Origin of the sequence: Thermophilibacter provencensis (genome assembly GCF_030372065.1) — a bacterium.
Taxonomy (GTDB): domain Bacteria; phylum Actinomycetota; class Coriobacteriia; order Coriobacteriales; family Atopobiaceae; genus Thermophilibacter; species Thermophilibacter provencensis_A.
Genome location: NZ_JAUDEA010000009.1, coordinates 58,140 through 84,531, shown reverse-complemented (window position 1 = coordinate 84,531; position 26,392 = coordinate 58,140). Strand labels below are relative to the sequence as shown.

The 26,392-nt window shown below is 67.7% G+C and carries 26 protein-coding genes; all 26 read left to right on the top strand.

The window, feature by feature from the left end:
* Nucleotides 1-144 precede the first annotated feature (144 nt).
* Nucleotides 145-1,521 carry a hypothetical protein gene (locus QUW25_RS07010; protein WP_289511500.1) on the top strand — a complete coding sequence of 459 codons (1,377 nt, stop codon included), beginning with the start codon at nt 145-147 and terminating at the stop codon, nt 1,519-1,521.
* A 17-nt stretch (nt 1,522-1,538) separates the two neighbouring features.
* Nucleotides 1,539-2,786: a deoxyguanosinetriphosphate triphosphohydrolase family protein gene (locus QUW25_RS07005; protein WP_289511499.1), complete on the top strand. Its 1,248-nt coding sequence runs from the start codon at nt 1,539-1,541 to the stop codon at nt 2,784-2,786.
* Between the two features lie 85 nt (nt 2,787-2,871).
* Nucleotides 2,872-3,873 carry an alpha/beta hydrolase gene (locus QUW25_RS07000; RefSeq protein ID WP_289511498.1) on the top strand — a complete coding sequence of 334 codons (1,002 nt, stop codon included), beginning with the start codon at nt 2,872-2,874 and terminating at the stop codon, nt 3,871-3,873.
* A 79-nt stretch (nt 3,874-3,952) separates the two neighbouring features.
* Nucleotides 3,953-5,353, top strand: a complete 1,401-nt coding sequence (locus QUW25_RS06995) for a replication-associated recombination protein A (RefSeq protein ID WP_289511497.1) — start codon at nt 3,953-3,955, stop codon at nt 5,351-5,353.
* Between the two features lie 53 nt (nt 5,354-5,406).
* Nucleotides 5,407-5,952 carry a hypothetical protein gene (locus QUW25_RS06990; RefSeq protein ID WP_289511496.1) on the top strand — a complete coding sequence of 182 codons (546 nt, stop codon included), beginning with the start codon at nt 5,407-5,409 and terminating at the stop codon, nt 5,950-5,952.
* Nucleotides 5,953-5,960: 8 nt separating this feature from the next.
* On the top strand, nt 5,961-6,329 hold the full coding sequence (locus tag QUW25_RS06985) for an ATP-binding protein (protein WP_289511495.1): 369 nt from the start codon (nt 5,961-5,963) through the stop codon (nt 6,327-6,329).
* Nucleotides 6,319-7,146 (top strand): SigB/SigF/SigG family RNA polymerase sigma factor, encoded by an 828-nt coding sequence (locus tag QUW25_RS06980; protein ID WP_289511494.1) that lies wholly within the window; start codon nt 6,319-6,321, stop codon nt 7,144-7,146. Before QUW25_RS06985 ends, QUW25_RS06980 begins: the two co-directional genes overlap by 11 nt.
* A gap of 32 nt (nt 7,147-7,178) precedes the next feature.
* Nucleotides 7,179-8,462, top strand: coding sequence for an AI-2E family transporter (locus QUW25_RS06975; protein WP_289511493.1), 1,284 nt, complete (start codon nt 7,179-7,181; stop codon nt 8,460-8,462).
* 265 nt (nt 8,463-8,727) lie between these two features.
* Entirely contained in the window at nt 8,728-11,388 is a 2,661-nt protein-coding gene (gene alaS / locus QUW25_RS06970) for an alanine--tRNA ligase (protein WP_289511492.1), read from the top strand.
* Nucleotides 11,388-11,801, top strand: a complete 414-nt coding sequence (gene ruvX / locus QUW25_RS06965) for a Holliday junction resolvase RuvX (protein WP_289511491.1) — start codon at nt 11,388-11,390, stop codon at nt 11,799-11,801. Before alaS ends, ruvX begins: the two co-directional genes overlap by 1 nt.
* 9 nt (nt 11,802-11,810) lie before the next feature.
* Nucleotides 11,811-13,067: an endolytic transglycosylase MltG gene (gene mltG / locus QUW25_RS06960; RefSeq protein ID WP_289511490.1), complete on the top strand. Its 1,257-nt coding sequence runs from the start codon at nt 11,811-11,813 to the stop codon at nt 13,065-13,067.
* Nucleotides 13,030-13,575, top strand: a complete 546-nt coding sequence (locus tag QUW25_RS06955) for a YqeG family HAD IIIA-type phosphatase (protein ID WP_289511489.1) — start codon at nt 13,030-13,032, stop codon at nt 13,573-13,575. The genes mltG and QUW25_RS06955 overlap by 38 nt, the downstream gene beginning before the upstream one ends.
* A gap of 110 nt (nt 13,576-13,685) precedes the next feature.
* Nucleotides 13,686-14,231, top strand: coding sequence for a shikimate kinase (locus QUW25_RS06950; RefSeq protein ID WP_289511488.1), 546 nt, complete (start codon nt 13,686-13,688; stop codon nt 14,229-14,231).
* Nucleotides 14,228-15,424, top strand: a complete 1,197-nt coding sequence (locus QUW25_RS06945; RefSeq protein WP_289511487.1) for a 3-dehydroquinate synthase — start codon at nt 14,228-14,230, stop codon at nt 15,422-15,424. Before QUW25_RS06950 ends, QUW25_RS06945 begins: the two co-directional genes overlap by 4 nt.
* A gap of 29 nt (nt 15,425-15,453) precedes the next feature.
* Nucleotides 15,454-16,578: a M24 family metallopeptidase gene (locus QUW25_RS06940; protein WP_289511486.1), complete on the top strand. Its 1,125-nt coding sequence runs from the start codon at nt 15,454-15,456 to the stop codon at nt 16,576-16,578.
* 669 nt (nt 16,579-17,247) lie between these two features.
* Nucleotides 17,248-18,258, top strand: a complete 1,011-nt coding sequence (locus QUW25_RS06935) for a PTS sugar transporter subunit IIB (RefSeq protein ID WP_289511485.1) — start codon at nt 17,248-17,250, stop codon at nt 18,256-18,258.
* Between the two features lie 13 nt (nt 18,259-18,271).
* Nucleotides 18,272-19,084, top strand: a complete 813-nt coding sequence (locus QUW25_RS06930) for a PTS mannose/fructose/sorbose transporter subunit IIC (protein ID WP_289511484.1) — start codon at nt 18,272-18,274, stop codon at nt 19,082-19,084.
* Nucleotides 19,085-19,102: 18 nt separating this feature from the next.
* Nucleotides 19,103-20,047: a PTS system mannose/fructose/sorbose family transporter subunit IID gene (locus tag QUW25_RS06925; protein WP_289511483.1), complete on the top strand. Its 945-nt coding sequence runs from the start codon at nt 19,103-19,105 to the stop codon at nt 20,045-20,047.
* A gap of 110 nt (nt 20,048-20,157) precedes the next feature.
* The gene (locus tag QUW25_RS06920) at nt 20,158-20,544 is read left to right on the top strand and encodes a DUF956 family protein (RefSeq protein ID WP_289511482.1); all 387 of its coding nucleotides are present in this window, start codon (nt 20,158-20,160) and stop codon (nt 20,542-20,544) included.
* Nucleotides 20,545-20,842: 298 nt separating this feature from the next.
* The gene (efp, locus tag QUW25_RS06915) at nt 20,843-21,409 is read left to right on the top strand and encodes an elongation factor P (protein WP_289511481.1); all 567 of its coding nucleotides are present in this window, start codon (nt 20,843-20,845) and stop codon (nt 21,407-21,409) included.
* A gap of 124 nt (nt 21,410-21,533) precedes the next feature.
* A complete protein-coding gene (locus QUW25_RS06910; RefSeq protein WP_289511480.1) occupies nt 21,534-21,896 on the top strand; it encodes an Asp23/Gls24 family envelope stress response protein in 363 nt (120 codons plus the stop codon).
* 7 nt (nt 21,897-21,903) lie between these two features.
* Nucleotides 21,904-22,413 carry a transcription antitermination factor NusB gene (nusB, locus tag QUW25_RS06905; protein WP_289511479.1) on the top strand — a complete coding sequence of 170 codons (510 nt, stop codon included), beginning with the start codon at nt 21,904-21,906 and terminating at the stop codon, nt 22,411-22,413.
* Nucleotides 22,414-22,722, top strand: coding sequence for an exodeoxyribonuclease VII small subunit (locus QUW25_RS06900; RefSeq protein WP_289511478.1), 309 nt, complete (start codon nt 22,414-22,416; stop codon nt 22,720-22,722). It abuts the gene before it with no gap.
* A 3-nt stretch (nt 22,723-22,725) separates the two neighbouring features.
* Nucleotides 22,726-23,460 (top strand): TlyA family RNA methyltransferase, encoded by a 735-nt coding sequence (locus tag QUW25_RS06895; protein WP_289511477.1) that lies wholly within the window; start codon nt 22,726-22,728, stop codon nt 23,458-23,460.
* Between the two features lie 306 nt (nt 23,461-23,766).
* Nucleotides 23,767-24,624, top strand: coding sequence for an NAD(+)/NADH kinase (locus tag QUW25_RS06890; RefSeq protein ID WP_289511476.1), 858 nt, complete (start codon nt 23,767-23,769; stop codon nt 24,622-24,624).
* Entirely contained in the window at nt 24,625-26,259 is a 1,635-nt protein-coding gene (gene recN / locus QUW25_RS06885; RefSeq protein WP_289511475.1) for a DNA repair protein RecN, read from the top strand.
* Nucleotides 26,260-26,392: the final 133 nt, after the last annotated feature.

The following is a 26,392-nucleotide window of genomic DNA, read 5'->3' as shown; positions in this document are numbered from 1 at the left end:
GTCTGTCTGGCTCCATCAACGATTCACAAATACGGGGCCTTTGAGCATTCAGTTTTGCGAAAATTCCCGCTAACACCTACAATTCGCTCCGCATGATTGTCTTTTCAGAGCCCTCAAGCGAGGGCAGATGATTTGGAGTGAAGCATGAGCAGTCTTCGCGGTCGTGCCCTTGAGGACGAGTTCGACGGGCTTCTGAGTGAGCTTGGCGGCGACGAGGAGGGACGAGCCAAGGCTGCGGCCTACCTCGCGTCCTCTCACGAGATCGTCAACCAGGACGGTTCCTCCACCTGGGCCATGACGCCCAAGATCCTTGGCAGCGCCGAGCTCGGCATCCTTACCGAGGCGGCAGAGACCATGGGCCGCATCCTCGAGAAGGTCACCGAGCGCTACCTCAAGGACGCTGACTTCCGCGCCCTCTTCAGGCTCTCGCCCGAGGTCGAGGAGCTCACCCTCATGCCCACGGGCTACGAGCAGCTCATCCCCTTCGCCCGCCTCGACGTCCTCTTCAACGAGGAGACGGGTGACTTCACCTTTGCCGGCGTTGCCACGGATAGCTCCGTGGGCATGACCGCCGCCGTTGACGTGACGCGCGCGGTCCAGCTCACCGAAGCCTACCGTCGCTTTGCCGAGCGCCACCACGACATCGAGACCTTCGACATCTCCGACGGCGTGGTGAGCGCGCTGCGCGAGACCTACTACTCCTGGGTCAACGCCGCCGAGGGCACCCGCAGCCCGGACCGCCCGCCCGTGGGCATCGTTGACTACCCCGAGAGCGCCACGCCCGGCGAGTTTGCCGACCTCATCGAGCGCCTTGCCGACGAGGGCGTCTACGCGCGCTTCGTGGACATCCGCGACCTGCGCATCGAGGAGGCCGGCGGCATCCGTCGCCTCGTGGACTCCGAGGGCCCCGTCACCTGCGTGTATCGCCGCGCGCTCGTGAGCGAGATGCTCGAGAAGCCCTGCGCGGGCGTCGACGCGCTCGTCGAGGCCGCCCGCCGCGGCCTTGCCTGCGTCATCGGCGGCTTCCGCACCTGGCCCGTCTCCACCAACGCCATCTTCCCCGTGCTCAACTCCGAGGCCGTCGAGTCCGTCCTCGACCCCTTTGAGCTCGCCTTCGTGCGTGCCCACGTGCCCGAGGCCCGCTTCCTCGAGCGCGGCGACGACGTCAACCGCTACATCGCCGAGCAGGACAAGTGGCTCGTCCGACCCGCCGGCGCCTACCGCGCCTCCGAGGCCGTCGCGGGCGTTGACCGCATGGACCGCGACGAGTGGTGGCGCGTCCTTCTCGCCTGCTGCGAGGAGGGCGGCGTGATCGAGGAGTGCACCCCCGCCTATCAGGCGCCCGTCATCTCCGGCGCCGAGGGCGCTGCGGGCGAGGGTCCCGTCACGGGCAACAACCTCCTGGGCCTCTTCCTCTTCCGCGGCAAGTTCGGCGGCGTCTACGCCCGCTGCGGCTACGAGAGCGTCATGGGCAAGTGGGGTCACCGCCTGGACATGGGCTGCCTCGTCGTTCGCGACTAGCGAGAGGGTCCTGACGCGTGGAGGCGCTGGTAAACCGACTCGCCCCGGGTCTTACGGGACGTCTTTCCAAAGAGGCCGCCCGACTCGTCTCTGAGCAGCGGGCATCCGGCGAGCTCTCGCCGTTTGCCTGCCATGACGCCTCTGCCATCCGTCGTGACCTGTGCGACCGAGATCGCGACACGCTCCTGCGTCCCGCCTTCGTGCGTGACGCCGAGAAGATCGTGCACCTGCCCGCCTACAACCGTCTGGCGGGCAAGACGCAGGTCTTCTCGTTTCGCTCCAACGACGACCTCTCCCGCCGCGGCCTGCACGTGCAGCTCGTGGCCCGGGTGGCGCGCGACATCGGCCGCGCCCTGGGCCTCAATCCCGACCTCATCGAGGCCATCGCTCTCGGGCATGACCTTGGCCACACGCCCTTTGGCCACGCGGGCGAGCGCTTCTTAAACGACGTCTTCCACGAGCGCACCGGGCGCTGGTTCTTCCACAACGTCCAGAGCGTCCGCGTGATGGACGAGCTCGCCGGGCGCAACGTGAGCCTGCAGACGCTCGACGGCGCCCTCTGCCACAACGGGGAGTTCGAGCAGCAGGCCTTTGAGACGAGCGGCCTCGCCGAGTTTGACACCTTTGGCCGCGTGGTGGACTCCTGCTGGAGAAAGGGTGCCGAGGCCATCTCGCACCTGCGCCCGATGACGCTCGAGGGCTGTGTGGTGCGCGTCTCGGACATCATCGCCTACGTGGGCAAGGACCGCCAGGACGCCATCTGCGCCGGGCTGTGTACCGAGGACACCTTCGACGACGGTCTCGGCGGCGCCTACAACGCCTGGGCGCTCTCCGCGTTTGTCGCCGACATCGTGGAGCACAGCGTGGGCCGCGACCGCATTGAGATGAGCGCGGAGGCCTTTGCCGAGATGCGGCGGGCCAAGCGCGAGAACTACGAGAAGATCTACGGCGCGGGGGAGGTCAACGGGGACTTCTCGCGCGAGGTCTCCGAGCTCTTTGGCGAGCTCTACGAGCATGAGCTCGCGGCCCTGCGCGCCGGAGACGAGTCCTCCGCCGTCTTTGCCCACCATGTTCGCCCGCTCGAGCGCCGCCTTGCCCACTACGGCCGCACGTACGACTGGGAGTCCGATCCGGACCAGACCGTGGTGGACTTCATCTCCTCGATGACCGACGACTACTTCATGGCAACCTGCGAGGCGGCGTTTCCGCACGTTGCGGGCATTTTCCCGAGCCGCGGGTACTTCTTGCCGGGCGTGAGGGCGTAGCCTGCTGCGTCGAGCTTCATCTACTGGTTGACAGGTTAACACGCTAGCGCACAATGGCCCCCCGGTAACGTGATGGAGGACGGGTATGACAATTAGAACCAAACGGGTCATTGCGGTCTTTGCTGCGTGCATGGTTGTCCTGGTTATTGGCGGCCTGGGGTTTGTGGGCAACTTTCTCGTTGACTTTGCGCTGAACCCGCATGCCGAGGTCTCGATGGCGCGCTCCATCCGCTCGGGTGAGGTCGGCGGGCTGGAGGGCCACCAGGAGCCGCAGCTCGACGCCGCGTATGCCGAGGAGGCGGCGGGCTGGTTTGAGGCCGAGAAGCGCGGCGTCTCCCACGAGGCGGAGGACGGCACCGTGCTCCAGGGCTGGGAGCTTACCGGCGCGGGCGACGGCGCGTATGCGGACGGTCACACCTGGGCCGTGGTCTGCCATGGCTACATTGGCGAGCCGGCGGACATGGCCAAGTACGCCTATCACTTCCACGAGCTGGGCATGGACGTGCTCATGCCCGCCGCGCGCGGCCACGAGCGCAACGTTGACACCGGGCTCATCCAGATGGGCGGCACCGACGCCCAGGATCTTCTCGGCTGGGTGGACGACATCGTGGCGCGCGACCCCGAGGCCCGTATCATGCTCTTTGGCGTCTCCATGGGCGGCGCGGAGGTCATGATGGCCTCCGGGCTGGACGGCCTCTCGGACAACGTGGCGCTCATCGTGGAGGACTGCGGCTACACAAGCGTGTGGGACGAGTTTGCCCTGCAGCTGGACAACGTCTTCCACCTGCCGAGCTTTCCGATCCTAAACGTTGCCGACGCGGCGTGCCTGCTGCGCGCGGGCTACACCTTCGAGGGGGCGTCCGCCGTGGAGAGCCTGCGCTCGGCGAGCGTGCCGATGCTCTTCATCCACGGCGACGCGGACACCTTCGTGCCCTTCTCGATGCTCGACGAGTGCTACGAGGCCTGTGCGAGCGAGGAGAAGGAGAAGCTCGTGGTGGAGAGCGCCGGGCATGGGCTCTCCGCGAGCACGGACCCCGAGCTCTATTGGTCCACCGTGGACGTCTTCGTGGAGAAGCACCTGGCATAGGCGCACGGCCTGCGCTCTGACGGCATGACGGCAGCGTTGCCCCGCCCGCCCGTGCGCGCGATGGCGTACAATCGTTCCCATGGATACCTTGTTCACGCGCGTGGAGACCGCGCGCAAAATCGACAACGCGCCGCTTGCCGTGCGCATGCGCCCCACCACGCTCGAGGGCTTTGTCGGCCAGGAGAGGGCCGTGGGTCCCGGCAGCTGGCTGCGCCGCGCCATCGAGCACGACACGCTCTCCTCGGTCATCCTCTACGGCCCCGCCGGCACGGGCAAGACCACCCTGGCACGCATCATCGCAAACAGCACCCACGCCGAGTTCGTGGAGGTCTCCGCCGTCACGGGCACCGTCAAAGACCTGCGCCGAGAGATCGAGGCCGCGGAGAGCCGCCTGCTCTCCTTTGGCCGCCGCACGATCCTCTTTGTGGACGAGATTCACCGCTTCAACCGCAGCCAGCAAGACGCGCTGCTCCACGCCGTTGAGGACCGCACCGTCGTTCTTGTGGGCGCTACCACGGAAAACCCCTACTTTGAGGTCAACTCGGCGCTCATCAGCCGCAGCCGCGTGGTGGAGCTCACCGCCCTTGACGACGCCTCCGTCCACGAGCTGCTCGGGCGTGCCGTGAACGCGCCGGAGGGCCTCGGCGGCCGCTTTGACCTCACACCCGAGGCCGAGCAGGAGATCGTCACCCTCGCCGGCGGGGACGGCCGAGCGGCGCTCACCTCGCTGGAGCTCGCGAGCCAGATGGTGGACGAGAAGGACGACGGCTCGCCCGCGCCCATCACTCGCGAGCACGTCCTCGAGGCAAACCCGCGCCGCGGCCTCTCCTACGACCGCGCGGGCGACATGCACTACGACATCATCTCCGCCTTCATCAAGTCCATGCGCGGGAGCGACCCGGATGCCGTGCTCTACTGGCTCGCGCGCATGCTGGACGCGGGGGAGGACCCCAAGTTCATTGCCCGCCGCATCATGATCTGCGCCTCGGAGGACGTGGGCAACGCGGACCCGCAGGCGCTTCTCATCGCGCACGCGGCCTTCCGCGCCACCGAGGTGATCGGCATGCCCGAGTGCCGCATCAACCTGGCGCAGGCGGCCACCTACGTTGCCCTTGCGCCCAAGTCAAACGCGGCCGAGGCGGGCATCGACGCCGCCCTGGAGGAGGTGCGCCGCGGGCCCCGTCGCGAGGTGCCGAGCTACCTGCGCGACCGCCACCGCCCCGGCTCGGACGAGTACGGCCCCTACCTCTACCCGCACAACTACCCGGGCGGCTGGGTGGAGCAGCGCTACCTGCCCGAGGGCCTGGAGCGCGGGTGCTTCTACCACGCGAGCCCGCGCGGCTGGGAGGCATGGCGCCAGGAGGCCATCGGGCGCGACATCGCGGATGCCCGCGCCGCAGCGGAGACGCCGGCCCCCGCACCGGCGCCGACGCCCGCGCCCCAGAAGGCCCCGGGAAACGACGAGGCCCCACTTGGGTAGAATGAGAGACTGGGGCGCCGGCCCCCGCAAAGGACGCTCGTGAGGAGGGCGCTATGGACTTTCTGCAGATCGCTCTGATCGTTCTGGTTGTCGCAGGCGTGTGGGCCGTCGTTGAGGTGGCGCTCACCATGCGCGCCGCGCGCAGGGACGTTGAGAAGCTCACCACCTCTGCCAACGAGGTCATCGAGCAGGCGCAGCCCATCGTGGCCAAGCTCGACGGCATGGTCGACGAGCTCGAGCCGGCGGTCAAGCGCATGGCGCCCCTTGCCGAGAAGGCCGAGTCCTCCGTGGACGCGGCAAACGTCTCCATCGAGCGCCTGAACGGCATCCTCGAGGACGTCTCCTCGGTCTCCGGCACCGCGTCGAGCGTGACGGGCGCCGTGAACCGCGTGGCAGAGAGCGCGGCCTCGGGCGTTGCGAGCGTCGTCTCCCGCCTGAGGGGAGGCTCGCCCGCGGAGGGCGCGGCGCGCCTGGAGGGTGCCGCCGAGGAGCGCACCGAGGAGCCGGCGGAGGCCCCGGAGCCCCCCGCACCCGCGCGCTACGTTGACTATGCAGAGATTTCCGCCGCGCCGAGCGCGAACGCGTCGGACGCCGAGTAGGAGAGAAGATGGACGAGAAGAACGTCAGGCTGTGCGTCCCCTCAAAGGCCGAGTTTGCCCGCACCGTGCGCATGACGGCCTCCGCGCTCGCGGTCTGCTGCGGCATGAGCGTCGAGGGCGTCGAGGACATCCGGATGATCGCCGAGGAGGGCTTCGTCTACGCGTGCGCGACCGAGCCTGCCGAGGTCGAGGTCGCCTTTGCCCTGGGTGAGGGCGCCATCGCCATGGACTTCTCGCTTGGTGAGGCCGATCCCGCGGACGATTCCATCGAGCTGGTGGAGGTTCTTCTCGACGCCGTGTGCGACGAGTTCTTTGAGTCCGAGGACGGAACGACGCTTCACCTGGTCAGGCGCTCGGACGGCGAAGATGGAGAGTAGGGGCGGCGCGGAGCGGGCGTCGGTGCGCAGGCGCGCCCGTGCGCGGTCCGGGCAGGCGGCCTGGGACAAGGACCGCACGCGCGAGCTCTTCAGGCGCTACAAGCTGGAGGGCGATTCCGACGCGCGCGACCAGCTCATCGTCAATCATCTCAACCTTGTCCGCTTTCTCGCGTCAAAGTTCAAGAACCGCGGGGAGTCCCTCGAGGATCTCGTTCAGGTGGGCACGATTGGCCTCATCAAGGCGATCGACCGCTTTGACCCGGAGCGCGGGCTCGAGTTCACCACCTACGCCACGCCCACGATCATGGGCGAGATCAAGCGGCACTTCCGCGACAAGGGCTGGTCGGTTCGCGTGCCCCGTCGCCTGCAGGAGCTCTCTGCCAAGGTCAACCAGGTGACCGACGAGCTCACCAACCAGCTGCAGAGGAGCCCCTCGGTGGAGGAGATCGCCGAGCACCTGGGCATCACGGTCGATGAGGTCCTCGAGGCCATGGAGTCCTCGAGCGCCTACAGCTCCGTGCCGCTCGAGGGCGGTGGCTCGTCCGAGGACGAGGAGAGCCCCTCGGTCATCGACCACTACGTCACCGAGGACGCCGACCTCGCCGCCTCCGATGACCGCATCGTGCTCGAGGAGGCCATCCAGGACTTCTCGCCGCGCGAGCGCGACGTCATCCACATGCGCTTTGTGGACGGGCTCACGCAGGTTGAGATTGCCGAGAACCTCGGCATCTCGCAGGTACAGGTGTCCCGGCTCCTGCGGCGCACGCTTCGGCGCATCCAGGACAAGATCGACCCCGAGGGCCTCATGCGCGCATGACGCCCCGGTTGCCTACGGAGAGGTGGGGGAGCATGGGCAGATACGAGAAATGGCGGTTGCGCGCGGTTGTCACGTGGGCCATCGTGGGCGCCATCGTGCTCTTTGTGCTGGCCATCCGCGGCCTCGCCATCGTGGGCCAGGCCGTTGAGCTCCTGCTCATCGGCATCATCGTGGGCTTTGTGTGCAGCCCCATCACCAACTGGCTGGAGGACCGTCGCGTCCCGCGGGGTCTGGCGGCCGTGCTCTCCGTACTCGTGGTTCTCGCGGCGCTCGTGGTCCTCGTGGCCCTGTTCATGGGGCCGTTCCTGCGCGAGCTCATGGTGCTCCTGAGAAACGTCCCCACCTACGTGACGCAGCTCCAGGACGCGCTCGCCACGTTCTGGGACACCTTTGGCACCTCGAGCAACGGCAACGTGCAGAACCTCGTGAACGCCGCGGTGCAGGCGCTCTCCGAGGCGGGCACCTCCATCGCCTCCGACCTCGCTCGCGGGCTCTCCCAGGGGCTCTTCGTGAGCCTCACGGACATTGCCGGCCACCTCGTGACCATCTTCCTCGGCATGATCCTTGCGTGCTGGCTCGCGCTCGACTACCCCAAGATCATGCGCGAGCTCGCCGTCATCGCGGGCCCGGAGTACGACGAGGAGATGGTCCTCACCTTCGCCGTGCTCTCCCGCTCCATGGGCGGCTACATGCGCGGCACCCTCATCACCTCGCTCGCCAACGGAGCGATGGTGGCGGCGGGCCTCGCGCTTCTCGGCCACCCCTACGCGGGCCTTCTTGGCATCGCCACGTTTGTCCTGCACTTTGTGCCGGTGATCGGCCCCATGCTCTCCTCGGTCTCCGCGGTGCTTCTCGGCCTCTTTGTGAGCCCGCTCTGCGCGTTCTGGACGCTCGTGGTCACCGTGGTGGCGCAAAACGTCACGGACAACCTGCTCTCGCCGATCGTGATGCGCTCGGCGGTCAAGATCCACCCGGCGCTCTCGCTCGTGGGCATCGTCATCGGCGGGTGCGTGGGCGGCGCCGTGGGCATGGTACTGGCCGTGCCGCTCACGGCTGCCATCAGGAGCTTCTTCGTCTACTACTTCGAGACCCACACCGGGCGACAGCTCGTGTCCGAGGAGGGCGCCCTCTTTGGCTCCACCCCGTTCAACGACGCGCAGGGCAGGCCCCGCCCGACCTTCGATGCCCTTGACGACGACACCTTCATCTCTCGGTCCCGCCTGCTCGACGGTCTTTCTCGCCTGCACGAGAACAAGGAGGCCGAGAAGGGCCCGGACGCCGAGAAGGACACCGGCGGAGAAGCTCCCGCCAAGTAGGGGCGGCTGCCGGACGTTTTCATCCGCCAAACCGTCCACACCTCGCCCGTAGTTGGTGGACGGGCAGGTTCCGGACGTTTCGGGCCTTGGACTCGTCCATATCCCGCCCCTAGTTCCGGGACGGGCAGGTTCCGGACGTTTCCGCGCCCGAAACCGTCCACCCGCCGCCCGTACTTCTCGGCACAACGCCAGTACGCAGCCACAGGCCAACACGCTATACTTACAAGGTTGTGTACACAGAGAAGCCCGAGCACAGGGGAGACATATGAGCACCGCCGACTACAAGACCATGACCACCGCAGAGATCCGCGAGGACTTCCTCCGCTTCTTCGAGGAAAAGGGCTGCAAGCTCTACCCGTCGTCCTCTCTTGTCCCGGACGACCCGTCGTTGCTGCTCACCAACGCGGGCATGAACCAGTTCAAGGAGTACTACCAGGGCAAGAAGACCATGCCCGAGATTGGCGCCTGCTCCTGCCAGAAGTGCCTGCGCACCAACGACATCGACAACATCGGCGACGCCACGCACCTCTCCTTCTTTGAGATGCTCGGCAACTTCTCCTTTGGCGGCTACTCCAAGGCCGACGCCATCGCCTGGGCCTACGAGTTCATCACCGCGCCCGAGCACCTGGGCCTTCCCGCCGAGCGTCTCTACATGACCGTCTTTGAGGACGACGACGAGGCCATCGAGCTCTGGCACGAGCAGGGCGTCCCCTACGACCACATCTCCCGCCTCGGCGAGAAGGACAACTTCTGGGCGGCCGGCCCCACCGGCCCCTGCGGCCCGTGCTCCGAGATCTACTTTGACCAGGGTGAGGAGTTTGGCTGCGGCGGCCCCAACTGCGGCCCCGGCTGCGACGACTGCGACCGCTTCCTCGAGTTCTGGAACCTCGTCTTCACGCAGTACGACCGCCAGGAGGACGGGTCGCTGCCGGAGCTGCCGCACCGCAACATCGACACTGGCATGGGCCTCGAGCGCATTGCAGCCATCATGCAGCACAAGTCCACCAACTATGACGGCGACCTGCTCCAGGGCCTCATCGGCGTGGGCGGGCGCCTCTCGGGCAAGACCTACGGCGAGGACGCCGCGCGCGACCGCAGCCTGCGCATCGTGGCCGACCACGCCCGCGCCGTCACCTTCATGATCTCCGACGGCATCCTTCCCAGCAACGAGGGCCGCGGCTACGTCCTGCGCCGCCTGCTGCGCCGCGCCGTCTACCACGGCCGCCTCATGGGCATCGAGGGCGCGTTCCTCTGCGCCTACGTGGAGAAGATCTGCGAGCTCATGGGAGAGACCTACCCGGCCGTCGTAGAGAACCGCGCCCTCGTGGAGGGCATCGTGCGCGCCGAGGAGGAGCGCTTTGGAGCCACGCTCGACGCCGGCGAGCAGAGCCTCGCCTCCGAGCTCGAGGGCCTGGGGGAGGGTGCTACGCTCTCCGGTGAGGTTGCCTTCAAGCTGCACGACACCTACGGCTTCCCCATCGACCTCACGCGTGAGATCTGCGAGGGCCGCGGCGTGACCGTCGACATGGACGCCTTCGACGCCTGCATGACCGAGCAGCGCGAGCGTGCCCGCGCCTCCGCCAACCGCGACGCCTGGGGCACCTTCAACGACGTCTGGACCGCGCTCTCCGACCGCCTGGCGGCCACGGAGTTTGTCGGCTACGACAAGAACGAGGCCGCCGCGCGCGTGCTCGCCATCGTGGCAGACGGCGAGGAGGTCGAGCGTGCCGAGAGGGGCGCCGAGGTCGAGGTGGTCCTCGACGTGACCCCGTTCTACGCCGAGATGGGCGGCCAGGTGGGCGACACCGGCACCATCTCCTGCGACGGTGCCACGCTGCGCGTGCGCGACACCAAGGTCCGCGGCGGGCTCTACGCCCACGCGGCCACCGTCGAGGAGGGCGCGCTTGCCGTGGGCGCCGAGGTCACGGCCGCCATTGACGCCGGGCGCCGCGAGCTCATCCGCCGCAACCACACCGCCACGCACCTGCTCGACGCCGCGCTCAAGAAGGTCCTGGGCGAGCACGTCTCCCAGGCCGGATCGCTCGTGGCCCCCGACCGCCTGCGCTTTGACTTCACGCACTTCGAGGCCCTGACGGCAGACGAGCTCGCGCGCGTGGAGGGCATGGTCAACGCGGAGATCTTTGCCGGCGAGCCCATCGTCACCCGCGTCATGGGAATCGAGGAGGCCAAGGCCTCCGGCGCCGTCGCCCTCTTTGGCGAGAAGTACGGCGACGTGGTCCGCGTGGTCTCCACCGGCGAGTCCGAGGAGCCCTTCTCCCGCGAGCTCTGCGGCGGCACGCATGCGCGCAACACCGCCGACCTGGGCCTCTTCAAGATCGTCTCCGAGGGTTCCGTCGGCTCCAACGCCCGCCGCATCGAGGCCGTGACCTCGATGGGCGCCATCGAGTACGTGGACGAGCGCCTGCTCACCCTCGACGAGGTGGCCCGCGAGCTCAAGTGCCGCCCGGACGCCGTCGCCGAGCGCGTTGCGTCCCTCGAGCAGGAGCTGCGCGAGACGCGCAAGGCCCTCGAGGCCGTGACGACCGGTGCCGGTGCCGGCAAGGTGGCCGACGCCTTCAAGGGCGCCGTCGAGCTCGACGGCTACAAGGTCGTTATCGCGCGCCTGGACGGCCTTACCGGCAAGGACATGCGCTCCGCGTGGGACGGCATCCGCGACGCCGCGGGCGGCGAGCCCGTGGCCTGCGTGATTGCCTCCGCCACGCCTGACGGCAAGGTGGCCCTTCTCGCCGGCGGCACGGACGGTGCCGTGGCCAAGGGCTTCTCGGCAGGATCGATCATCAAGGACATCGCCGCGCTCGTGGGCGGCCGGGGCGGCGGCAAGCCCGCCATGGCCCAGGCGGGTGGCTCCGACGCCTCTGGCATCGACGCCGCTCTTGACGCCGCGCGTGCCGCGCTCGGAATCTAGTGCGCGTCCTGGCTCTTGACATCGGCGAGGTTCGCGTGGGCATCGCGGTGAGTGACCCGGATGCCCGCGTGGCCTCGCCGGTCTGCGTCCTGCCCGCTCAGGAGGTTCTCGCCCACGCGAGCACCTTCCGGCGCGTGATCGAGGACTGGGAGCCCGAGCTTCTCGTCTGCGGTCTGCCCCGCACGATGGCGGGGGAGGAGGGCCCCCAGGCGGCCCGCATCAAGGAACAGGCCTTAACAATTGGTAAATCCTGCGGACTTCCGCTGGAATTTGCCGACGAGCGCCTCTCTTCAGCGGAGGCCAAGCGTATCCTGAGGGAGCAGGGGCTCTCCGAGCGCTCCATGCGAGGCAAGGTCGACATGGTCGCGGCGTCCCTGTTTCTGCAGTCCTGGCTTGACGCCAGACATACCTGAGAGGGCATGATGGCTACTTTCAACGGCAAGGCACCCAAGCACGGCGGCTCTCACTTTGGGCCCGCGAGAAACGACGGGGCCCACGAGGTCCCGGCGTCCAGCACGGGCGCGATGGCACCGCGCTCCGCCCTCTCGGGCGGCACCGTCTCTCGCCGCACCGCGGCGGCAACCAAGCGCGCCAGCTCCGGCAAGGTGAGGCGCGCGAGCGGCACGGGCGGCGGTGGCCGCGTCGCCGCGCTCGCGGGCGTTCTTCTCGCCTGCGCCATTGTGGCGGGCCTTGTGTTCCTTGTTGTCATCCCCTCGCTCAACGCCCCGCAGCAGACCGAGGAGACCCAGACCGTCGTCCCCGGCAACCAGGTGACCATCACCATCCCCGAGGGCTCGGCCGCAGGCGACGTTGCGCAGATCCTCTACGACAACGGCATCATTGCCAGCAAGAGCGAGTTTCTCTCCCAGGCGCGCCGCATGGAGGCCGAGTCCTCCATCATGAGCGGTGCCTACAGCATCACGACGGGCTCCGACCTGGCGGACATCGTGACCCTCCTCACGACGGGCCCCAACGTCAAGACCGCCCAGATCACCATCCCGGAGGGCTACACCCTCTCGCAGATCGCGAGCACGGCGGAGCAGTCGCTCGGCATCTCCGCGGCGGACTTCACCGCGCAGGCCAAGGCGTCCAACTACGTGGCGGACTTCCCGTTCCTCTCCGACGTGACCAACGACTCGCTCGAGGGCTACCTCTTCCCCAAGACCTATGACTTCTCCTCTGAGGCCGAGGTCACGGCGGACACCGTCATCCGCGCCATGCTCTCCCAGTATCAGACCGAGGTCTCCGGCATCGACTTCACGGCCGCCTGCGCGCAGATCCAGGAGCGCTACGGCGTCACGGTGAACGAGGACGACATCATCACGATGGCCTCGATCATCGAGCGCGAGGCGGGCGGGGACGAGCACCGCGGCGACGTTGCCTCCGTGTTCTACAACCGCCTCCAGGCGGGCATGATGCTCCAGAGCGACGCCACGCTGGTCTACTCCCTCGGTCGCGACGTCACGGCGGATGACCTCAGGATGGAGGACCCGTACAACACGTACACCAACTACGGCCTCACGCCCACGCCGATCTGCTCGCCGGGCCTTGCCTCCATCCAGGCGGCGGCCTACCCCAACGACACGAGCTACTTCTACTTCTTCCTGAGCGGCGACTACGCTGCCTTCTCGGAGACGCTCGATGAGCACGACCAGGCGATCGCCAACCGCCCGCAGTAAGGCGCGGCGCGGCCCGTTTGGGGCGACGCGCTACGTGGCCTCGCTCCCGCTGGTTGACATCGACTGGCTGGTGGGCGAGGGCGTGCGCCTCGTGCTGCTCGACCGCGACAACACCTGCGTGCCGCGCGACGCCGCCCAGGCTCCCGCCGAGGTCCTGGACTGGCTCGAGCGCGCACGGGCGGCGGGTCTCTCGCTCTGGCTCGTCTCGAACAACTTCCACTCCAGCCAGGTGGGCCGCACGGCCCGCGAGCTGGGCGTGAACGTGGTCGACCACGCCATGAAGCCGGCGCCGTTTGCGCTGCGCCGTGCGATGCGTCGCGCGGGCGTTGGGCCCGAGGCAACAGTGATGATCGGCGACCAGGTCTTCACGGACGTGGTGGCGGGCAACCTCGCGGGCGTGCGGACGGTGCTCGTGCGGCCCCAGTCACGGCGCGACCTCTGGTACACGCACGTCTTTCGCGTCTTTGAGCGGCTGGCCCTTCTCGGCATCTCCTTTGACGGCGAGTAGGGCCACCATTGCGCCTGCCCCGTCGGTGCAAGTTGCCGACGGGGGACAATCGTGTATAACTAAACAGTTGGGAAACCTGAGCCGTGGATGTGGCTGGAGAGAGGTGGAAGGTGCAGCACGATCCGAGATACGTCGTTCACGAGGGGTGTGACCACATCTTCTTCGTGGGCTTTCTCGGAGCGGGGAAGTCGACGCTTGCCCGCAACCTCGGCGCGCTCTTCCATCGCCCGCACGTGGACACGGACCGCCTCGTTGAGCGCGCCCTGGGAAGGAGCGTCTCGGAGATCTTTGCCCAGGATGGCGAGGAGGCCTTCCGCGACGCGGAGACCCGCGAGCTGGCTCGCCTGGCAACCAAGAAGTCGCTGCTCGTGAGCTGTGGCGGCGGCATCGTCGAGCGGCCCGAGAACTGCGAGCTCATGCACGAGATGGGCGTCGTGGTGTTTCTCGACGGCGATCTTGAGGACTCGCTGCGCCAGATTCGCTGCCCCGAGCGCCGGCCCGACCTCGGCAGCGCCGAGCACGCGGCGGAGGTCTACCGCCGGCGCCGCCCGCTCTACGAGGGCGCGGCGGACCTCACGGTGGACATTCGGAACAAGTCGTTTGAGCAGGTGGCGTCGGAGTCCGGCCAGCTGCTGTGGGAGAGGGGGCTTCTGTGAGCGAGACGAGCGAGCAGGTCGAGACCGCCGAGCAGGCCGAGGTAGCCGAGCAGGCCGAGGTAGCCGAGCAGGCCGAGGTGGCCGAGAAGAAGCCCATTGCCTCAGCGACCGCGCGTCAGTGGGTCACGCTGAGGGGCGGCTCCATGGACCTGCGCGTGGGCGCGGGCATTGTGAGCGACCTCCCGCGTGCCCTCAAGTCCACGGTGGGCCGCCCGCACGGCTGCGCGCTCCTGCACGAGGCCGCCGCGCCCGCCGCAGCGGTGGAGACGCTGCGCCAGAACCTCTCCGACCAGGGCTTTGACCTGAGCGTCCGCGAGCTGCCCTTCTCGACCTGCGACCTTGCCGCCGTGGGCGAGCTCGACGCGCTCCTGGCGGAGCTGCACGTCACGGCCGACGACCTCGTTGTGGTGGTGGGCGGCTACGAGAGCCTCTCCGTGGCCTCGTTTGCCTGTGCGTCCTGGTGCGGGGGCGTCCCGCTGGCGGAGGTGCCCACGGACCCCTTTGCCGCCATCGTCTCTGGTGCCACGCCCCGCGCGCTCGACCTCCCCGGCATGCCCCGCATGATCGCCCAGGACGGCAGCGCACGCTTCACCTCGGTCGATCCCGAGCTCTTTGACTGCGACCCCGCGAGCGAGCCCATGCTCAGGGCCTTTGCCGTCATGACCAAGACCGCCATGTGCGACTCCGACCGCGCCTTCGGGGCGCTCTGGGACGCGACGGACGACCTTGCCGCGGGCGACGTTGACGTGCTCATCAAGCAGTTCCAGGCCACGATCAGGTCGCGCGGAAAGGTCATCGCTGCGTCCTCCGCGGCCATGCGCCAGTCGATCGAGTACGGCCAGAGCTTCTCGCACGCGCTGCGCTCGGTCGTGGGGGACGAGGTGCCGCTCTCGAGCGTGCTTGCGGATGGCCTGCGCTTCTGCGCGCGCCTTGCCGCGGCGAGCGAGTCGCTTCCGGTGGACGACATGTTCACGCAGGACGAGCTTCTCGAGCGCCTTGGCCTGGGCACCACCTCCGTGGCCGTTGACCCCGATCGCCTGCTCGAGGCAATGCGCGCCGAGCGCTACGCGCGCACCAAGCGCCTCATGCTCGCCCTGCCGCGCGCCCTGGGCCGGGTGCGCCTCACGGCGATCGACGACTCCGTCCTTGCCGAGCACGTTGGCGCCTGGTGCGCCGCGCGCCCGACCGCATAGAACCAAACACAAGGAAAGGCGAGAAGAACATGGCAGATGCACGTGCGTGCGCGGGTCGCGTGGAGCGGCTGCGCGAGCTCATGGCGGAGCGCGGCTACGACGCGGTGATCCTCCGCAACAACCCGGACCTCCGCTGGCTCACGGGCTCGGAGCGCACCTTTGACAACGAGGTCGCCCACACGGCCTTTGTGACGGCCGACGGCCTCTGGCTCCACACGGACTCGCGCTACTACAACACCTTTGTCACGCGCCTGGGGAAGGACTGCGCCTGGACCATCGACCAGGACATCGTCTCTCCTGCCACCTGGGCGGCTGAGCGCGCCCGCGCTACCCGCTCGCGCGTCGTTGCCGTTGAGGACACGTGCGACCTCGCGTTCTACGACGCGTTTCTCGCTGCGTGCTCTGCGGCGTCGATCGCCTGCCTCACCCCGCGCATGCACGGTGACATCTGTGACCTGCGCATGGTCAAGGACGCCGAGGAGATCGAGCTCATGCGCCGCGCCCAGGAGGTGACCGACGCCGCCTTCGATCACATCTGCGGCTTCATCCGCGCCGGCATCACCGAGCAGGACATCCGCGTTGAGCTCGAGAACTACATGCTCAGCCACGGCGCCGACGAGCTCTCCTTTGGCACCATCATCGCCACCGGCGCAAACGGCGCCAACCCGCACGCCCAGCCCGGTCAGACCGTCGTGGCCGAGGGCGACCTCATCGTCATGGACTACGGCGCGGGCTTCCACGACTATCACTCGGACATGACGCGCACCGTCTGCGTGGGCGAGCCCTCCGCAGAGCAGCGCGCGGTCTACGACGTGGTCCGTCGCGCGCATGAGGCCTGCGCCGCCGCCGTGCGCGCCGGCGTGATCGGCCGCGACATCCACAACATCGCCGTCGACGTCATCACCGAGGCCGGTTACGGCGACTTCTTCAAGCATGGTCTCGGCCACGGCGTAGGCCTGGAGATTCACGAGCGGCCCAACTTCAACCGCGGGTGGGACAAGCCCATCCCCGCGGGCTCCGTGGTGACCATCGAGCCCGGCATCTACCTGCCCGGCAAGTTCGGCATTCGCCTCGAGGACTTTGGCGTGGTCACCGAGGACGGCTACGAGCCCTTCACCCGCTCCACTCACGATCTCGTGATCGTGGGCAAGTAGCAGCCGAGAAGAACCGTGCGCCTGCGGGCGGGTCCCGGACGGTTTGAAGCCAGAAACCGTCCGGGACCCGCCCGTTCTCCATCTACGGGCAACTTCCGGACGTTCTTCTCGCCCAAACCGTCCACAACCTGCCCGTACTCCTACCACAGGCAAGTTCCGGACGGTTTATCAGCCCAAACCGTCCAGAACTCGCCCGTACCCCACCCAGGGCAGCTTCCAGACGATTTGCCGAGAAGAACCGTCTCCTGGGGCCGCCCGGCGCCCTCCGACATACCCCCGTGCTCAAACAGCTTCGCGAGCAAAGAGCGCTCGCTGCAGAACTGCGCGCGGAGGTACGTCGGAGGGCGCCTTCGTTGCCGTCTGCCTCTTGGTCGGATGACACCCGCACGGCCACTGGGCATGTTCCCGCGCGCAGTTCTGCAGCCGCGCGCTCTTTGCTCGCGAAGCTGTTTGAGCACGGGGACATGCCCAGCGGCCCCCAGAGGGCGGTTCTTCTCGCCGAGCGTTGTGCACAAGAAATGTCTACGAAACATCTTCACGAGGTGAGCACAAGTTGGTAAGATATGGACGGTATGTGGAGCAGTGGGGGAGAAATTGTGCAGGGGGAACTTGCTGCTGTGCGTATGTGTCCGTAGGTAAGAGTCCGCGATGAAAAGAAGGAGGTAAGCGGTGGTTAGCATTGTTCTAGCCAGTCATGGCACGTTCGCCGAGGGCATCAAGATGTCCGGCCAGATGATCTTTGGCCCGCAGGAGAACGTCGCTGCCGTGACGCTCATGCCCGAGATGGGGCCAGATGACCTCAGGGCAAAGATCCTCGAAGCTGTCTCCGGCTTCGATGACCAGGATCGGGTGCTGTTCCTGGTCGACCTCCAGGGTGGCACACCCTGGAACCAGGTCTCGCTGCTGCTCGAGGAGGAGGGGCACGAGAACTGGGTCGCTGTGGGCGGTCTCAACCTCCCGATGCTCATCTCCGCCTATGGCGAGCGCATGGGCAGCGACTCCGCCGCCGAGGTTGCCAAGGCCATCTATCCCGAGGCCAAAGCCGGCGTCTGCATCAAGCCCGAGGAACTCGCTCCCGCCGAGGCCGCGCCCGCCGCTGCCCCCGCGCCCGCTGCCGCTCCTGCCGGCGCCATCCCGCCCGGCACCGTGCTCGGCGACGGGCACATCAAGATCGCCCACTGCCGCGTTGACACCCGCCTGCTGCACGGCCAGGTTGCCACCGCGTGGACCAAGGCGATCAACCCCGACCGCATCATCGTCGTCTCCGATGGCGTTGCCCACGACGAGCTGCGCAAGACGATGATCGTCCAGGCCGCGCCTCCGGGAGTCAAGGCCCACGTCATCCCCATCAAGAAGATGATCGAGGTCTCCAAGGACCCGCGCTTCGGCGCCACCAAGGCGTTCCTGCTCTTTGAGACCCCGCAGGACGTCCTCAAGGCCATCGAGGGCGGCGTCGACATCAAGAACGTCAACATCGGCTCCATGGCCCACTCCGTGGGCAAGGTCGTCGTCACGAACGCCATCGCCATGGACCAGGCCGACGTCGAGTGCCTCGAGGCACTCACGGCCAAGGGCGTCACGTTCGACATCCGCAAGGTTCCCGCGGACGCGCCCGAGAACTTTGAGGCCATGATGAGCAAGGCCAAGTCCGAGCTCGCCGCACAGGCCGCACAGGCATAAGAAGGAGGGAAGCATGTCGGTTTTCGCAATCGTCCTTATCGTCATTGTCGCCTTCTTTGCCGGCATGGAGGGCATCCTTGACGAGTTCCAGTTCCACCAGCCGCTGGTGGCCTGCACGCTGATCGGTCTGGTGACCGGTCACCTCGAGGCGGGCATCATCCTCGGCGGCACGCTCCAGATGATGGCCCTCGGCTGGGCCAACATCGGCGCCGCCGTCGCACCCGACGCGGCGCTCGCCTCGGTGGCCTCGGCCATCCTCATGGTCATCGCCCTCAACGGTGGGGCCGACCAGGGCGAGGCCATCACCACGGCCATCGCCGTCGCCGTGCCGCTGTCCGTCGCCGGCCTGTTCCTGACGATGATCGTCCGCACGCTCGCCATCCCCGTGGTCCACGCCCAGGACGCCGCTGCGGCCAAGGGCAACTTCGCGGCCATCGAGGCCTGGCAGATCGCGGCCATCTGCATGCAGGGCATCCGCATCGCCATCCCGGCCGCCGCGCTCTGCTTCATCCCCGACAAGGCCGTCATGGGCGCCCTCAACATGATGCCCGCGTGGCTCAACGAGGGCATGACGATCGGTGGCGGCATGGTCGCGGCCGTCGGCTACGCCATGGTCATCAACATGATGGCCACCAACGAGGTCTGGCCGTTCTTCGCGCTCGGCTTCTGCGTCGCCGCCATCTCCGAGCTGACCCTCATCGCCCTCGGCGTCATCGGCATCTCCCTGGCCCTCATCTACCTGGGCCTCAAGGAGGCCGCCAAGGCCGGTGCCGGCGCCGCCGGCTCGGGCGACCCGCTCGGCGACATCCTGGACGACTACGAGTAGGAAGGGAGGAGAGAACACATGGCAGAGAACAAGGTAACCCTGTCCAAGAAGGACCGCATGTCCGTCGCCTGGCGCCACCAGTTCCTCCAGGGCTCCTGGAACTACGAGCGCATGCAGAACGGCGGCTGGTGCTACTCCATCATCCCGGCCATCAAGAAGCTCTACCCCAACAAGGATGACCAGATCGCGGCGCTCAAGCGTCACATGGAGTTCTACAACACGCACCCGTACGTCTCGGCCCCCGTCATGGGCGTCACGCTCGCCCTCGAGGAGGACCGCGCCAACGGCGCGCCCGTCGACGACGCCGCCATCCAGGGCGTCAAGGTCGGCATGATGGGCCCGCTCGCCGGCGTCGGTGACCCGGCGTTCTGGTTCACCCTCCGCCCGCTGCTCGGCGCGCTCGGCGCGTCGCTCGCCATGGAGGGCAACATCGTCGGCCCGATCCTGTTCTTCGTGCTCTGGAACCTCATCCGCATGGCGTTCATCTGGTACACGCAGGAGTTTGGCTACAAGCTCGGCACCTCCATCACCAAGGACCTCTCCGGTGGTCTGATGGGCAAGATCACCGAGGGCGCCTCCATCCTCGGCATGTTCGTCATCGGTGGCCTGGTCCAGCGCTGGGTGTCCATCTCCTTCGCGCCGGTGGTCTCCCGCGTCGAGCAGTCCGACGGCGCCTTCATTGACTGGACCGCCATCGCCGACACCGCCGGCCAGGGTGGCCAGGGCGTCGCGGACGCGATTCACAGCGCGCTCTCGCAGTACGCCTCCCTCGGCTCTACTGGTCTCGAGCAGATCAAGGTCACCACGCTTCAGGCCAACCTCGACAGCCTCATCCCGGGTCTTGCCGCCGTGTGCGTGACGCTGCTGTGCTGCTGGCTGCTCAAGAAGAAGGTCTCCCCGATCGTGATCATCATCGGCATGTTCGCCGTGGGCATCGTCGGTCACCTCGTCGGCCTGCTCTAAGCTCGCCATCTCGGCCTTCTCGGGGCCGCGCATCCGTCGGAAGTGTCACAATGGCTCTTTGCGACGGGGCGCGGCCCCTCGCTTTTCTCGGAAAGGAGGTGGGCAGGGTCATGGCCCAGTCTCAGAACACCACGGTCGACCTCACCATCCCCGCCACCATGTTCACGGGCTTCTCCGTCACCGGCTCGATGATGGTGGGGGACAAGGCGCTCGAGTTCTACAACGAGCGCAACGTCGAGGACTACATCCAGATCCCGTGGGACCAGGTCGACCACGTCGACGCGTCGGTCATGTTCGGCGGGCGCGTGATCCCGCGCTTCGCGGTCTTCACCAAGGAGAACGGGCACTTCTCGTTTTCCGCCCGCAACAACCACAGGCTTCTGCGCGCTGTGCGCGACCACATCGGCGGCGAGAAGATCGTGCGGTCGGCGACGTTTTTCGGCGTCATGCGCGCGGGCTTCTCGGGGCTGTGGCACCGCCTCACCCACCGCGGGTAGGGGCTGGCGGCGCTCTTCTCGACGTGCTGCGCTTGGGGACGCTTCCCGACGTTTCTCATCTCTGAAACGTCGGGAAGCGCCCCCATTTTTCTGAGCGAGGACCGTTGCCGACACTTTTGGCTCGCAGAGTGTCGGCGCGCGTCCCCGCCGGGCGGCGCGGGGACGCAAATCGACACTTTGGGGGAGGGTGCGGCGAGGGAGGCCGCGTCCTTCTTGGCCCATCATGGAATCTGCGCGCAGACGGGCGACGGGTGCTAAAATATCCCACCGTATGCGAGTACGACCAGAAAGGCGCGACATGGCAACCATCAGCACTGCAGACTTCAAGAACGGCATGGGCCTCAAGATCAACGACAAGTACTACACGATCGTTGAGTTCCAGCACGTCAAGCCCGGCAAGGGCGGCGCCTTCGTCCGTTACAAGATCCGCGATCTCAAGACCGGTCGCGTGATCGACCAGACCTGCAACGCCGGCACCAAGTTTGAGAACGTGCAGCTCATCACCAAGGAGATGCAGTACCTCTACAACGACGGCGCCACCTTCTACTTCATGGACAACGAGACCTACGAGCAGGTCGAGCTCTCCGCGGACTTCATCGGTGACAACGCCAAGTGGTTCAAGGAGAACGACAACGCGCAGCTCCTCTACGCCGACACCGAGCTCCTCGGCGTCCAGCCCCCGATGTTCATCGAGGTGGAGATCACCGAGACCGACCCCGGCTTCAAGGGCGACACCGTCCAGGGCGGCTCCAAGCCCGCCACCATCGAGACCGGCGCCGTGATCCAGGTCCCGCTCTACCTCAACGTGGGCGAGAAGATCAAGGTCGACACCCGCGACGGCGGCAAGTTCGTCGGTCGCGTCTAACGCCGGACGAGAAGAACGCGCGTTCGGGGCCGCTCCGGGAGACCGGGGCGGCCTCGCCGCTCTTCTCGGCACACAACGGGTATACTGTCAGAATGAACGAATGAACCGAGCAGGGAGGTCCTCCATGGCCGAAAGCGAGCTCCACGTCTCTGGCATCGGCATCTCCAAGGATGTCGTCTCCACGATCGTCTCCATTGCCGCGCGCCGCGCCGAAGGCGTTGCCTCCGTGGGCGGTAACGACATTGCCTCGAGCCTCATCTCGGTCTTCACGAGCAGGAGCGTGGCCCCGGAGAAGGCCGTCGAGTCCTTTGTCGAGGACGACCAGCTCCACGTGACCGTGCACCTTGCCGTCTTCTACGGCTACCCCTTCACCAAGCTCGCCGCCGACGTGCGCGCCGAGGTCGCCCGCGCCGTCACCGAGCAGATTGGCGTTGGCGTCTCCGCCGTTGACGTCTGCATTGACAGCCTCGTCTTCCCCAAGGAGTAACGCGAACTTGAGCACCCACTTTGGCGGACGCACCCTTGCCCGCAGCCAGGCCCTCCAGCTGCTCTTCCAGGCGGAGGCAAACAACCTTGCCGTTCTCGAGGTCCTCGATGGCGACTACGCCCTCTCGGAGGGCCCGCTCGACGACTACGCGCGCCAGCTCGCGCTCGGCGCCGACGTGGCGCGCCCGGACCTCGATGCCGTCATCTCGATGCGCGCGAAGGGCTGGAAGCTCTCGCGCCTCAACGCCGTGGACCGCAACCTCCTGCGCCTCGCGCTCTACGAGATGCTGCACGTGGACGAGGTTGACGTGCCCGTTACCATCGACGAGTGCGTGGAGCTCGCCAAGGCCTACGGCACCGACGAGTCCTCCCGCTTTGTGAACGGCGTGCTCGGCCGCGTTGCCGACGACCTCGACGCCGGGGTGGACGTTGTCTCCGTCGCGCGCGAGGCCGCGCGTGCCGCTGCCGCCGAGGATGAGGCCGCCGAGGATGACGTCCCGACGGGGGAGGCCGAGTAAATGGCCCGCGTTGACGTCTCCCGCTACCAGACCTTCTCGGACATCACCGATCGTCTCGATGACATCGTTACGCAGGTGCGCGACAAGGACGTCTCTCTCGAGCGCTCGCTCGACCTCTTTGACGAGGCCATCGCACTTGGCTCCAAGGCCGTGAGCCTCGTTGATGCCACGGACTTCTCGCCCGAGGAGGAGGCCCGCCTGGTCCAGGAGGCCGAGGGCGCAAAGAAGGACGCCGGCGAGCAGGGCGAGAAGGACGCTGATCCGGACGCCGCGCCGGATGCCCCCGCAGACGGCTCCGACGGGCAGTAGAGCATGCCCGCTCGCCGTCGCCTTGACGCGGAGCTCGTTGAGCAGGGCTTTTTCTCAACCACAGACGAGGCCATGCGCGCCGTGATGGCGGGCGACGTCTCCACGTCGGACCGTCGTCTCACCGCCCCCGGCGAGCAGGTCAGGCCGGGAATCGAGCTGCACGTGCGCGGCCGCTCCCGCTTTGTGAGCCGAGGGGGGCTCAAGCTCGAGTGCGGCCTCGACGAGTTTGGGGTCAATCCCACCGGCCTTGCCTGCCTGGACGTTGGCTGCTCGACGGGCGGCTTTACCGATTGCCTGCTCAAGCGAGGCGCCGCGTTCGTCATCTCCGTTGACGTTGGGTACGCGCAGTTCTCGTGGGAGCTGCGCCAGGACCCGCGCGTGCGCCTGCTCGAGCGCACCAACATCGTGGACGTGCCGGGGATCGTGGGCGCGGGCGCGGTCGACCTTGCCGTGTGCGACGTCTCCTTCACCTCCGTGCTCACGGTGCTGCCCGCGGTGCTCGAGCTGCTCCGGCCGCACGGCACCTTTCTCACGCTGGTCAAGCCGCAGTTCGAGGCCCCGCGCGAGGAGGTGGGGGAGGGCGGTGTTGTCCGCGACCCCGCCGTTCGTCTCGCTGCGCTCGAGCGGGTCCGTGACGCCTTTGAGGAGGGTGGGCTCACCGTGGTCGGAACCTGCGAGAGCCCCATCACCGGGCACAAGGGCAACGTCGAGTACCTTCTCTGCGGCGTCCGCGGGTAACGCCGGCTCTGTCCCAAACGGGGCACTTTTGCGTTTGCGCCCCCTTGTGCGTTCGCGAGAAGGCCGTTTCCGTTACGTTCCCCTGGGTTTTGGGCAACATATTTGATATGCACCCGGCGAGAAGAACGCTCTTCTCGCCAGTTTTGCGCGTTCTGCCACGTTTTACCTTGGTTTTGGGCAAAACCTTTGATGCCAGGAGCGCCTTTGCATCAAAGGTTTTGCCCAAAACTGAGGAGTGTCTGGAGCGAGGCGGCGCGGGGCGTGATGCTACACTCGGTACGTTGAGCTATGAAGGAGGACGCCTCCGTGAAGGTACTCATTGTTCCCAACTTCTCCCGTGCCGACGCCCTGGAGGGCGCCCGCCACCTTGAGGAGTGGCTCTTTGACCAGGGCGCCGACGTGCTGTGGGCTCGCGACAAGAGGCTCTTTCCCAGTGCCGAGGACTCCGCCGAGGGCTGTGACCTGGTGGTCTCGCTCGGCGGTGACGGCACGCTGCTGCGTGCTGCGCGCATCGTGGGCTACGCCGGCACCCCCATCGTGGGCATCTCCTACGGCCACCTCGGCTTTCTCACCGCGGCGTGCCCGGAGGAGCTCATCGTGACCGTGGCCGACGCCCTTGCCGGCGAGCTGCACGTCTCCCGTCGCGCAACGCTCGACATCGAGTGCGAGTTCGAGGACCGCGAGGGCGAGACCCACACCCGCCGCTGCTTTGCGCTCAACGACTTTGCCGTCTCGCGCGGCGGTGCGGGCAACATGGTGGAGTTTGACGTCTCCGTCTCGGGCAAGCACATCGACCGCCTGCGCGGCGACGGCTTTGTGGTCTCCACGGCAACCGGCTCGACAGGCTACGCGCTCGCCGCGGGCGGCCCCATCGTGACCCCGGAGTTCACGGGCATGGTGTGCGTGCCCATCGCGCCCCACACCATCATGGCGCGCGCCTTCCTCACCTCCCCGGCCGACGTCGTGGAGATCGAGATGAGCCCGGAGCGCCCGGTCATGCGCCACTTCTTTGCCGACGGCCAGCCCGTCCCGCGCGAGAAGGGCTGGCGCGGGGTGAGGGCGTGCGTGCGGCGCGGCCCCGGAGACATCGTGCTTCTTGATCGCAGCGCGCAGAGCTTCTACGACTCGGTCTCGCGCGTCTTCTACGGGCAGGTGGGAAAGTAGATGATCGACGAGCTCCACGTGCGCGACGTCGCGCTCATCCACGATGCGACCATCGAGCCCGCCCCCGGCCTCACGGTGCTCACGGGCGAGACGGGTGCGGGCAAGACGGCGCTGCTCTCCTCGGTGAAGCTGCTGGTGGGGGAGCGCTCTGACGCGGGCATGGTCCGCGAGGGGGCGCCGTCACTGGAGGTCGAGGGTCGCCTCTTCCTGCGCGGCGACGACGAGGACGGCACCGTGGTGCGCCGTCGCGTGGGTGCGGACGGGCGCGGGCGCGTGGAGATCAACGGCCACATGGCGAGCGTGCGCGAGCTCGCCGAGCGCGTTGGCTCAACGGTCGACCTCTGCGGCCAGCACGAGCACCAGCGCCTTCTTGCCATCCAGTCGCACGTTGAGATGCTCGACTCGTGGATCGGCGCAGCGGCCGCAGATGCGCTCGCGGCGTATGCGGACGCGCTTGCGGCCTCCGAGCAGGCCGCCTCCGAGCTGGAGCGCGTGCGAGAGATGAGCCGTGCCACGGGCGAGCGCCTCGAGGAGGCCGCCTTCGCGCTGCGCCGCATCGACGAGGTGGACCCGCGCGAGGGGGAGCTCGAGGAGCTCGAGGCGCAGCTCCCGCGCGTGGAGCACGGCGAGGCCCTCATGGCCGCCGCCTCTGGTGCCCGCGAGCTGCTCTCCGGTGACGACGGCGTCTGCGACGCCCTGAGCGATGCCGTTCGCGCGCTCGAGGACGCCGCGCGCTTTGACCCCGCGCTCGGCACGTGGGCAAAGACCCTCGAGAGCTCGCTCATCGACATCGAGGACGTCTCGTCCGAGCTGCGCGACTACGCCGACGAGGTGGACTTTGACCCAGAGGAGCTCGAGCGGATCCAGACGCGCCTCTCCCGGCTGGAGGGGCTCATGCGCACGTATGGCCCGCGCATGGCGGACGTGCTCGAGCGCCGCGAGCGGGCACGCGAGGTTGTGGCAGCGGCGAGCGACGGCGGCGAGCTCGAGCGCCGTGCCGCCGAGGAGCTCGAGCGCCGAGAGGCCGCGCTGGCGGAGGCGGCTGACGCCCTTGACGCCGTGCGCGCCGAGGCGGCGCCCCGCCTCGCCGCCGCGGTCACCGAGCAGATGGCGCTTCTCGAGATGGGAACCGCCGAGCTCGAGGTCTCTATCGAGCGGCTGCCCCGCGCGGAGTGGGGGCGCCGCGGACCTTCTCGCGTGGAGTTTCTCTATCGTCCCGCCGCGGGCCTCACGGCGCGCCCGCTGCGCAAGATCGCCTCGGGCGGCGAGGTCAGTCGCGTGATGCTGGCGTGCAAGGTGGTGCTCGGCGAGGCGGACCTGTGCGAGACGCTCGTCTTTGACGAGGTCGACGCGGGGGTGGGCGGGGCCACGGCGGTCGCGCTCGCGGGTGTGCTCGCGCGGCTCGCGGCCACGCACCAGGTCATCGTGGTCACGCACCTCGCCCAGGTGGCGGTTGCCGCGCAGCGGCACTATCTCGTGCGCAAGTCCGGGGGCGACCTCCCCGAGACGAGCCTCGTCGAGCTTTCCGGCGAGGAGCGCGTGGCCGAGGTCGCGCGCATGCTCTCCGGCGACACCGGCGAGGCGAGCCGCGACCTCGCGCGCGAGATGCTGGCGGCACGCGCCTCACGTCGCTAGACGAACCCAAATGATGACAAAGGTGATGACAAAGGTGACAGGGTCGACTGTCATGAAAGGTTCATGACAGTCGACCCTGTCACCTTTGTCATCGATACCCGTATTACAAGCATAAAGCTGCAAGCCAGGGCGC

Excerpts from the sequence above, each read along its gene's own strand:
- alaS (WP_289511492.1), top strand. The coding sequence starts at position 8,728 with ATGAGCACCGCCGACTACAAGACCATGACCACCGCAGAGATCCGCGAG.
- QUW25_RS06975 (WP_289511493.1), top strand. The coding sequence starts at position 7,179 with ATGGGCAGATACGAGAAATGGCGGTTGCGCGCGGTTGTCACGTGGGCC.
- QUW25_RS07010 (WP_289511500.1), top strand. The coding sequence starts at position 145 with ATGAGCAGTCTTCGCGGTCGTGCCCTTGAGGACGAGTTCGACGGGCTT.
- QUW25_RS06910 (WP_289511480.1), top strand. The coding sequence starts at position 21,534 with ATGGCCGAAAGCGAGCTCCACGTCTCTGGCATCGGCATCTCCAAGGAT.
- QUW25_RS06995 (WP_289511497.1), top strand. The coding sequence starts at position 3,953 with ATGGATACCTTGTTCACGCGCGTGGAGACCGCGCGCAAAATCGACAAC.
- QUW25_RS06980 (WP_289511494.1), top strand. The coding sequence starts at position 6,319 with ATGGAGAGTAGGGGCGGCGCGGAGCGGGCGTCGGTGCGCAGGCGCGCC.
- QUW25_RS06930 (WP_289511484.1), top strand. The coding sequence starts at position 18,272 with ATGTCGGTTTTCGCAATCGTCCTTATCGTCATTGTCGCCTTCTTTGCC.
- QUW25_RS06895 (WP_289511477.1), top strand. The coding sequence starts at position 22,726 with ATGCCCGCTCGCCGTCGCCTTGACGCGGAGCTCGTTGAGCAGGGCTTT.
- QUW25_RS06920 (WP_289511482.1), top strand. The coding sequence starts at position 20,158 with ATGGCCCAGTCTCAGAACACCACGGTCGACCTCACCATCCCCGCCACC.
- QUW25_RS06940 (WP_289511486.1), top strand. The coding sequence starts at position 15,454 with ATGGCAGATGCACGTGCGTGCGCGGGTCGCGTGGAGCGGCTGCGCGAG.
- recN (WP_289511475.1), top strand. The coding sequence starts at position 24,625 with ATGATCGACGAGCTCCACGTGCGCGACGTCGCGCTCATCCACGATGCG.
- QUW25_RS06925 (WP_289511483.1), top strand. The coding sequence starts at position 19,103 with ATGGCAGAGAACAAGGTAACCCTGTCCAAGAAGGACCGCATGTCCGTC.
- QUW25_RS06990 (WP_289511496.1), top strand. The coding sequence starts at position 5,407 with ATGGACTTTCTGCAGATCGCTCTGATCGTTCTGGTTGTCGCAGGCGTG.
- QUW25_RS07000 (WP_289511498.1), top strand. The coding sequence starts at position 2,872 with ATGACAATTAGAACCAAACGGGTCATTGCGGTCTTTGCTGCGTGCATG.
- efp (WP_289511481.1), top strand. The coding sequence starts at position 20,843 with ATGGCAACCATCAGCACTGCAGACTTCAAGAACGGCATGGGCCTCAAG.
- QUW25_RS06985 (WP_289511495.1), top strand. The coding sequence starts at position 5,961 with ATGGACGAGAAGAACGTCAGGCTGTGCGTCCCCTCAAAGGCCGAGTTT.
- QUW25_RS06955 (WP_289511489.1), top strand. The coding sequence starts at position 13,030 with ATGAGCACGACCAGGCGATCGCCAACCGCCCGCAGTAAGGCGCGGCGC.
- mltG (WP_289511490.1), top strand. The coding sequence starts at position 11,811 with ATGGCTACTTTCAACGGCAAGGCACCCAAGCACGGCGGCTCTCACTTT.
- QUW25_RS06900 (WP_289511478.1), top strand. The coding sequence starts at position 22,414 with ATGGCCCGCGTTGACGTCTCCCGCTACCAGACCTTCTCGGACATCACC.